The organism is uncultured Limnohabitans sp. (genome assembly GCF_937889215.1).
GTDB lineage: Bacteria > Pseudomonadota > Gammaproteobacteria > Burkholderiales > Burkholderiaceae_C > Limnohabitans_A.
In genome coordinates this window covers 1-1,046 of the sequence record NZ_CALBEX010000363.1, presented here as the reverse complement: position 1 = coordinate 1,046, position 1,046 = coordinate 1, and the positions used below count along the sequence as shown (strand labels likewise).

2 protein-coding genes are annotated in these 1,046 nt (G+C 59.3%); both read right to left on the bottom strand.

The window, feature by feature from the left end:
- On the bottom strand, nucleotides 1-288 hold a 288-nt coding region (locus tag Q0341_RS09290), incomplete at its 3' end, for a hypothetical protein (RefSeq protein WP_299512435.1).
- Nucleotides 288-938 (bottom strand): ABC transporter ATP-binding protein, encoded by a 651-nt coding sequence (locus Q0341_RS09285; RefSeq protein WP_299512434.1) that lies wholly within the window; start codon nucleotides 936-938, stop codon nucleotides 288-290. The genes Q0341_RS09285 and Q0341_RS09290, both read right to left, overlap by 1 nt.
- Nucleotides 939-1,046 lie beyond the last annotated feature (108 nt).

The following is a 1,046-nucleotide window of genomic DNA, read 5'->3' as shown; positions in this document are numbered from 1 at the left end:
GCTCACAGTGCGTATGCCCAAGCCCGCCCGGCGGCGATCCCAGTCATCAATTTGTCGATCGTCGATGTACCCTAATGGCGCCACCAACTGGGCTGAAGCCTGTCCATTGACCGTGTCCAAGGCCTGCCCGAAAGACGCCAGGGCAGAATGGTTGACGGTGTGAATGGCCACCGCCAGCATCACCCCAACCGCCACCATCACCAGTGCGACCAACCACCGCGCCCAGGCTTGAACAGAGGCCCCTTTGAGCAGCCACAAAAACAGAAGCTGCTGGCCCTTCAAGTGCATCAAACCAAGCCCTTTTGTGTCAGGCGCAAGCTCCTGCCCATGGACCGCGCCGCTTCGTCAGAGTGGGTGACCACGACAAGACTGGTCTGCCTTGCCTCGCACAAGTCGATCAACAAACCCAAAGTGCTGGCGGCCGTCGTTGTGTCCAGATTGCCTGTGGGCTCGTCGGCAAACACCACTTTGGGGTGGTGCACCAAGGCACGGGCCAAGGCCACACGTTGTTGCTCACCGCCCGACAAACTGGCCGGCTTGGCGTCCAGGCGTTTTTGCAGGCCCAGGTCGCACAGCAGTGCTTGCGCTACGCGCGCGCAGGCTTGGCCAGAATGCCCGCCCAACAAACAAGGCACCATCACGTTTTGCAGGGCTGACAGGTGCGGCAACAAATGAAAAGCTTGAAAGACAAAGCCCATTTCTGACTGGCGGCATGACCGCCGCTGCTCGGCTGTCCAAGCTGAAGTCGGCTGGCCCGACCAACAGACCTCACCGCTGGTCGGTACTTCCAGGCCCGCCATGATGTTGAGCAAGGTGGATTTGCCGCAACCCGACGTGCCTTGGATCGCCACATGCTCGCCCTGCACAAGCTCAAAGTCGAGGCCTTGAAAAAGCCACTCCTCAGGCAAATAGGCATGACCCACAGAAAGCAAACTCAATACAGCCATAAGTCAAAGTCGCAACGCCTGGTGGGGCGGATGTCGCCGGTCAAAACCCCATTATGGTTGCGGCCTTCAAACCCTGAATGCAAGCCCTTCTTAAGCCTC